This window comes from Pricia sp. (genome assembly GCF_041745955.1).
In the GTDB taxonomy this organism is placed as follows: Bacteria; Bacteroidota; Bacteroidia; order Flavobacteriales; family Flavobacteriaceae; genus Pricia.
In genome coordinates, this window is sequence record NZ_JBGTHY010000530.1 from 1 (window position 1) to 7146 (window position 7146).

The following is a 7146-nucleotide window of genomic DNA, read 5'->3' on the forward strand; positions in this document are numbered from 1 at the left end:
TTCACTTCACCCACTCCAAACTATTCCTCAGAATCATTTGGTAGGCCTCAAGCCCGTGCGCCCTTTCATCGTGCCCCAGCGTATTCCCGACAATTTTTGCCTTTGGATGTTTTACGATCCAGACGGTAGGATATTCTTCGCCTGATTCAAGCCCTTTGCTCATAGCGAGTACTTCGATTTCGGCAGCTGGATCTTTTTCCCAGCGGTAAAGCTCGTCGACTATGAGGAAGGTTTTCGGTACGCCCTTCATGATAGGATGGTCCGGTTTTATTACGGTGACCTCGAATTCTTGTAGGTCTTCATGTGAGCGTGATCCGCCGCCTACGAGCCGCTTGTTGTATTCGGGCCAATCTTCCCAGTTGTACCAGGTGCTGGGATGATAAATGAGCATGTTGAGCTTACCGGCATTTACTTGAGAAAAAATAGCTGCTTTGGCCGCTGCGTTCAGCGGCTGATTGTTGGTCAGCATTAATATATCGACCGCAGGGACTAAAGCATCGATCTCCTGCACGTCTTCCGAATAAATAACCGTGTTTTCTCCGTTATCGCTCAAAATTCCCCCATCCGCGATACCGAAGAATTTTAGGAAATCGTGCGAACCGCCACCGCCCGTTACGGCGATCTTGGTGGCTTTCCTGTCATCGGAAACAAAATGCCCCATAGATGTATCGTTCTTGTAGTCTTTTGGTAATTCTTGGACCTTGCAACCAAAGGTCATCCCAACTACCGCTAATAGCATTGTTGTTTTTTTCATAGTATCTTCATTTAATATTGAAATTTTCGTTTTTACTAATGGCTTTCGCGTCGCATCAGGCATCACTATCCTTCGGACTATCTTCGTCGGGTGCCGTCACAATAATCACCCCTTGCATAAAGCGCCAATGACCGGGGAAAGTGCAGACAAACGGATAGGTCCCGGGTGTATCGGGCAGTGTAAATATGACGGAACCACTTTCGTTCGGATCTAACATTTCCGTGGCGCCCAGAACATATCTCGAATTGGGCACATAGCCCATTTTTACGGCATCGGGGGTTACTACAAATTCATCGACCAGAGGGCCGAAGACATCAAGGCTTCCGGCGGTAACAACCACCAAGTTGTGGGGCATTTGATCCACATTCTCCAATTTGATCTCCACGGTCTGCCCGGCAGTAGCCCTCAGCTCGGTCTTATTATAGGCCATTTTTTGACTGACCGTTTTTAAATTGAACGTAACATCGGCCTTGACCTTGCCAATCTTGCCTATACCCACATCGATATGCTTTCCCCCACCTGTATTTTTGCAGTGGACGGCGATCAGGTTTTTCCCTTTTTTGAACAGCTGGCTTTTCTCCTTATCGATTTTCATATATTTATACGGCCGGCTGGCACCGGTTTCGGCCAGCACCAATTGACCATTAATATACAATTCATAATTATCGTCAAAGGCGATTTTAATTACCGGCTCTTCCAAGGTGTCGTTGAGGGTGAACTCTTTGCGCAGCCAAATATCATCGGTCTTCCATTTCGTTTTTATGCGTTTTTCGTCTTGGCCTCCGAACATTCCCTGGCCTGTTTTCCATGTGGTAGCCGCAAAGTCCGTTGCCATCCAATTGTCCGCCGGTTTTTCCTCGGTATAGCTCCATGTAGACAATTTTTCTTCCGCGGATGGCACGACCATTTCTACGGATGCGGCGGCTACCTCTTCAGTATTCAGCTCCCTAAAATAGACCTTGGTAGCGGCGTTCAACCATTTGTCGGAAGTATTGGAAGCGTCTTTGGCCGCTTTTTCCATCTCGGTATACAGTGCTGCGGATTCGGGAAGTTCCGCCGCCCTTAGGATTGAGGCAAGCCTGACTTGTAGATCTTCGCTGGCCAGAAGTCCCGATGTGGCCAACAGTTCGCTGCCTTCGGATGATTCCGGCAACAAGGCCAAAGCGGCGCGTTTGACCGCAAACGAGCTACTGGCCAGTGCCCTTTTGGCGGCTTCGTCCGCTTCGCTAGTGTCCCCTTTGAAGGCTTTTAGCCCATCAAGTGTCCAGAGCGCATGCAAGGCCGGGGCGTTCAAGCCATTTTTGTCCGTTTTCGTGTCGTCGCCCGCCAGTTTGATCAAATCGGGAATCATTTCTGTTTTATTCCCTTCCACGATCAACCGTTGGGCGGTGGTGCGCCAAAAAAGGTTGTCGCTCTGCAAGGCGTTCAACAAGGCCTTGTCGTCATCGGCATCCAATTCCGTTATTTCGGAATCGTCGGCATCCTCATATTTGATAATGTAGATTCTACCATGGCCATAATCCCTGCGGGTGTTGATATGCGCATTGCCCTCTCCCTTATCATCGTTCCAGATCTGGTTGTCCATTCCCCGTTTATCGGGATTATGCTGGATTACGGGATTGTACCAATCGGCCACCCAAAGGTTGCCATCGGGACCGGTCTCCGCAAAAACAGGGGCCGTCCAAGCATCGGTGCTGGCAAAAATATTTCCACCGTCGACTTCTTTATATCCTGCACCGTCCTTTACAATATTGGCGATATGTACCAAATGGCCGGTCGGTTCGGCAACATACATTTGGTTTTGGTATTTCTCGGGATAATTTCGGGCCGTATAAAAATTTGCTCCTGCAGCTGCGGTAAACCCACCACGTACATCCACTTGTTGCAGAGGGATGGTATCTACAGGATGTATCTCGTAATGCCCTTGGATAAAATCGGCATTCAAGGCCCACGAGGGCATTTTATCTAAATATTCATAATATTTTAGGGGGATGCCCACGTAACAGGCGTGATTATTGTTCGCCGTGGAACCGAAAATCTCGAAGTTCTCGTTGTAGCCCATGCCCCAGGTATTGTTGTCGAACTGCCCGACGGGTTCCAAAAAGGAACCCTCTTTTCCGAAACGGTAGACGCCGCGTTCGAATTTTACGGAATCACCTTGAAACCGGTTTTCAAAGCCCGAATATCCGACCGCACCCCAAAGGGCATTGTCGATTCCATAGCGCAAACTCGATGGCCCCGCATGGGTGTCGAAAATTCCGAACCCGCTAAAAAGCACTGTGCGTTTATCCATTTTATCGTCGCCATTGGTGTCTTCCAAAAATACCATGTCCGGTGCTTGGGCAACTATGGCTCCACCCTTTACCAAAGTTATCCCGGTGGAAAGGCTTTGCTCGGTAGCGAAATCGGTGAATTTGTCGGCCTTACCGTCACCATCGGTATCCTCGCATATCGTAATCCGGTCGCCGCCGACGTCGTTTTCCAATTTATGGGGATAATCCTTCGATTGTACCACCCAAAGTCTTCCCCTTTCGTCCCAAGTAAAAGCAATGGGATTGATAATATTCGGCTCCGCGGCGAACAGTTCCGCCGTAAAACCTTCGGGAAGTTGTATGTGTTTCTGGGAATCTTCTGGACTTAAAGGAACCTGCACGCGCGGATTTTCACCGGCGTAGGCCAAGGCAGGAGGTGGTTCTTTTTCACCGGTACAGGCGGAAAAAAGAAGGATTCCTAAGCCTACCGATACATAGCTAGATAGCAATTCTTTCATTTTTTCAGGTTTTATTTGCTGCTTCTTTTGGAATTTTGGTTCGATTTTATTTTCTTGTTCGATATCCCGAATAGGGCAGTTCTTCACTAACATCTACCGTGCCCGCTTCCCAACCTTCGGGCGGGGATAGGATAGCGAGGAATTCCAGTTCACCTTTGCCCCCATTAAACGTAGCATGCCCTACGTTGGCGTCGATATAAACCGAATCGCCGGCTTCCAAAAAATGCATTTCATCTTCGATCCACTGCTCCGCCCTCCCTTTTAATATATATAGGATTTCGTGCATTTTTGGATGCACATGAAAATTATGTCCATCGCCCTCCGGCACTACCACCTTTACCATGTAGGATTCCGCCCCTTTGATTATCTCGGGATGGTAATGCCAATAATGGTCGCGTCCGAAAGCCCTTTCGAACATTTGGTCTTTTTCTTTGACGAATTTCCAGTTTTTGGACATGAGGTTTAGATGTTAGATTTTTGATTCATGGTGAAAAAATTCAAGGTTCAAATCTGCCTTCGGCAGGTTCAAAGTTCAAGGGAGATAAAACCACCTTAAACCTTGAATAGCTACGAGGTAGCGATTGAACTTTAAATTTTTTACGACTGAAGTCTCAAAATAATATCTCATAAAGTCAGTTTCTTGAATTCCCTCGTCAGATTGGTCAAGGAAGCCTCAACCCCCATTCTTTCCAAGGAAGATGCCCCTACGAATCCATGAAGACCTTTTACTTTATCCAAGGCATAGCGCACGTCATCGGGCGTATTGATCGGACCACCGTGCGCCAAGAAAAACGTATCGGGATTGGCTTTTTTGACCGCATCGACGATTTCTTGGGTACGTTCGAGGGCAGCATCCATGCCTACGGTGGCATCGGTGACCCCGATGGATCCGCCTACCGTAGTGCCTACGTGGGCGATTACGGCATCGGCACCGGCATCGGCCATTTGCACGGCTTCTTCCGGCTTGGCGACATAGACGATGGAGAACATATCCATACGCGTGGCCAAGTCGACCATAGCGACTTCCTTTTGAAAGCTCATTCCCGTTTCCTCGAGCACGTTCCTAAAATGCCCGTCTATGATACAATGGGTCGGAAAATTGTTCACCCCCGAAAATCCCATATCCTTGACCTTCCCCAAAAAATGCCACATCCTTCTGCGAGGGTCACTGCCGTGAACGCCGCAGATTACGGGAATTTCTTCTACTACGGGCAGCACCTCGAACTCCCCGATTTCCATGGCCACCGCATTGGCATCGCCGTAGGCCATCATGCCCGCAGTCGAGCCATGGCCGGACATCCGAAAGCGGCCTGAATTGTAGATGATGATTAAATCGGCACCGCCCTTTTCGATGAATTTGGCACTGATGCCCGTTCCCGCTCCCGCAGCTATAATCGCTTTCTTTTGATCAACGACTTTTTGCAGTCGATCTCTAACTTCTTGTTTGGTGTAAGGGTTTCCCTTTCCTGTCCATTTGTTCGGCATAACGTATATTGAATTAAGTTTTACTGATTAGTATTTATTTTTTTTCTATCAAATCAACCAAAGCTTTCACTGCGCTTTCCGCGAAATCCATCGTATTTATATTGTTCTGAACTTCTATGATATCAATGTCAGATTTTATATGCTTCCGTATGGCGTCAAATAGCACATCGTCGATTTCCGGATCGTAAAACACCTCACCTTTCGCGCCAATTTTTGAAAGCCCTCCCATCGGTAGCAATACGCTCACCGGGCCTTTGGACGCATTGATTTTGTCCGCCAGAATTTTGCCCAACTGCTTATTTTCCTCCGCATTGGTACGCATGAGGGTCACATCGGGCGCCCAGCTGTACAATTGCCGGTCCTTATATTTTTCGGGAACGGTATCCAACGGACCAAAGTTGACCATATCCAAACAGCCCGGCGCGACAACCTGTGGAATTCCCATTCGGGAGGCAGCAGTCAAGCGGTCGGGCCCAGCACTGCAAACCCCACCACAGAGATGATCGGCCAGTTCGGTAGTGGTCAAGTCCAAAACCGCATCAAAAAAACCTTCACCCATCAAGGCTTCCATTGTTTCCCCACCACTTCCGACCGCGTGAAAGGCCAGTATGTCATATCCTTTTTCCTTCAAGAGCTTCGAGCAACTTTCTGCGCAAAGATTCGTATTTCCGAAAACGCTCATGGCGATACTTCCTGCCGATTTTTTTTCATCGGAATCCGACGTATTGACCATTCCGATCAAGGCCCCCGCCGCTTGCCGTATCAACACCCTGCTGATGGCATTGAGTCCCGCTACATCGACGATCGAGGGCATCAAAACAATGTCCTTGTTCCCGATTTTTGCGGAAAGGTCCTTTGTGGCCAGCGTACTCAAACACAATTTCGGGATACCAAAGGGCACGGCCTGCATAGCGGCCAAGACCATATAGGTGCCACCGCCGCCGCCCATTCCGATTACCGCGTCCACTTTATTTTCGGACACCAGATCACCAAGAATGCTAGCGGCCCCGTGGCCCATGATTTCAAGGGCCTTGCCGCGATCATTTCCTTTTCGCAGCACGGAAAGTCGTGAACCGCCCGCCTTGGCCACCACATCCGCTTCAAAATCCACAGGAAATTGGTCTGTAGTTCCCAAAATACCGGTATTCAGTGTCAACACCTCAACATTCTTATCCTTCAAGCAAGTAAATAGATACTCAAAATCTTCCGCCTTGGTATCGAAACAGCCTAGCATGATTACCATATTCCCTACTTTCATAAATGTTTACCGGCGTATTGTTTTAGGCGCTTAACTTTTGATACAATTTTTCGCCAAGCCCTATCGAAGCTATTCCGTCGAAAATCGATACTCCGTAACCGTATGGTAGGTCTCGCCGGGCTTGAGCTCGATCGATGGAAAATCGGGATGGTTCGGCGCGTCGGGAAAATGCTGCGTCTCCAGACAAAAGGCGGTTCGCTTTTCATCTTTTGCGCCGGATTTCAAGGTGTTCTTGGAATCCATAAAATTCCCGGTATAAAACTGTACGCCGGGTTCTTCGGTATATACCTGCATCAAAATCCCTGATTTGTCGCCGACCACTTTGGCGGCATGGTTCATGCCGTCACTACGTTGGCTGCCCAGTACAAAGTTATGGTCGTAGCCACCGCCGAACTTGAGCTGTTCGTTATCGGCGTCGATACGTTCGCCGATGGTATGGGGACTCGTAAAATCAAAGGGCGTACCTTCAACTTTCCTTAATTCCCCAATTGGGATAAGCCCTTTGTCAACGGGCGTAAATTCCTCCGCAAAAATCTGCATTTTATGGTCTAGGATGGTACCGCTACCCTCGCCATTGAGATTGAAATAGGCATGGTTGGTCAAATTGACCACAGTGGTCTTATCGGTAGTGGCTTCATATTCGATTTTCAGGGTATGGTCGTCGATTAGGGAATAAGCAACTTTCGCAGCAAGTTCCCCGGGGAACCCCTCTTCGCCGTCGGGCGAGGTATATTGCAACACCAAGGTATAGTCATTCGGCTGATTGGCTTCCCAGACCTTGTCCTGAAATCCATTTTCACCACCGTGCAGGGCGTTCGCGTTGTTGTTGGGCTTGATGGAATATTCCTTTCCCTCGACCTTGAACTTGCCCTTGGCGAT

Annotated in this window: 6 protein-coding genes; all 6 read right to left on the reverse strand. The window is 48.7% G+C overall.

The features are described 5' to 3' along the window. Window position 1 precedes the first annotated feature (1 nt). Entirely contained in the window at window positions 2-754 is a 753-nt protein-coding gene (locus ACEW8S_RS18805; RefSeq protein WP_373519644.1) for a ThuA domain-containing protein, read from the reverse strand. Window positions 755-809: 55 nt separating this feature from the next. Then, entirely contained in the window at window positions 810-3524 is a 2715-nt protein-coding gene (locus tag ACEW8S_RS18810; RefSeq protein ID WP_373519645.1) for a PVC-type heme-binding CxxCH protein, read from the reverse strand. A 46-nt stretch (window positions 3525-3570) separates the two neighbouring features. Further along, window positions 3571-3981, reverse strand: coding sequence for a cupin domain-containing protein (locus ACEW8S_RS18815; RefSeq protein ID WP_373519646.1), 411 nt, complete (start codon window positions 3979-3981; stop codon window positions 3571-3573). A 167-nt stretch (window positions 3982-4148) separates the two neighbouring features. Further along, window positions 4149-5009 (reverse strand): phosphoenolpyruvate hydrolase family protein, encoded by an 861-nt coding sequence (locus tag ACEW8S_RS18820; protein ID WP_373519647.1) that lies wholly within the window; start codon window positions 5007-5009, stop codon window positions 4149-4151. A 34-nt stretch (window positions 5010-5043) separates the two neighbouring features. Continuing rightward, window positions 5044-6267, reverse strand: a complete 1224-nt coding sequence (locus ACEW8S_RS18825; protein WP_373519648.1) for a Tm-1-like ATP-binding domain-containing protein — start codon at window positions 6265-6267, stop codon at window positions 5044-5046. Window positions 6268-6336: 69 nt separating this feature from the next. After that, window positions 6337-7146 (reverse strand): aldose epimerase family protein (locus ACEW8S_RS18830; RefSeq protein WP_373519649.1); only part of this gene is annotated, 810 nt, incomplete at its 5' end.

Excerpts from the sequence above, each read along its gene's own strand:
- ACEW8S_RS18805 (WP_373519644.1), bottom strand. The coding sequence starts at position 754 with ATGAAAAAAACAACAATGCTATTAGCGGTAGTTGGGATGACCTTTGGT.
- ACEW8S_RS18810 (WP_373519645.1), bottom strand. The coding sequence starts at position 3,524 with ATGAAAGAATTGCTATCTAGCTATGTATCGGTAGGCTTAGGAATCCTT.
- ACEW8S_RS18815 (WP_373519646.1), bottom strand. The coding sequence starts at position 3,981 with ATGTCCAAAAACTGGAAATTCGTCAAAGAAAAAGACCAAATGTTCGAA.
- ACEW8S_RS18820 (WP_373519647.1), bottom strand. The coding sequence starts at position 5,009 with ATGCCGAACAAATGGACAGGAAAGGGAAACCCTTACACCAAACAAGAA.
- ACEW8S_RS18825 (WP_373519648.1), bottom strand. The coding sequence starts at position 6,267 with ATGAAAGTAGGGAATATGGTAATCATGCTAGGCTGTTTCGATACCAAG.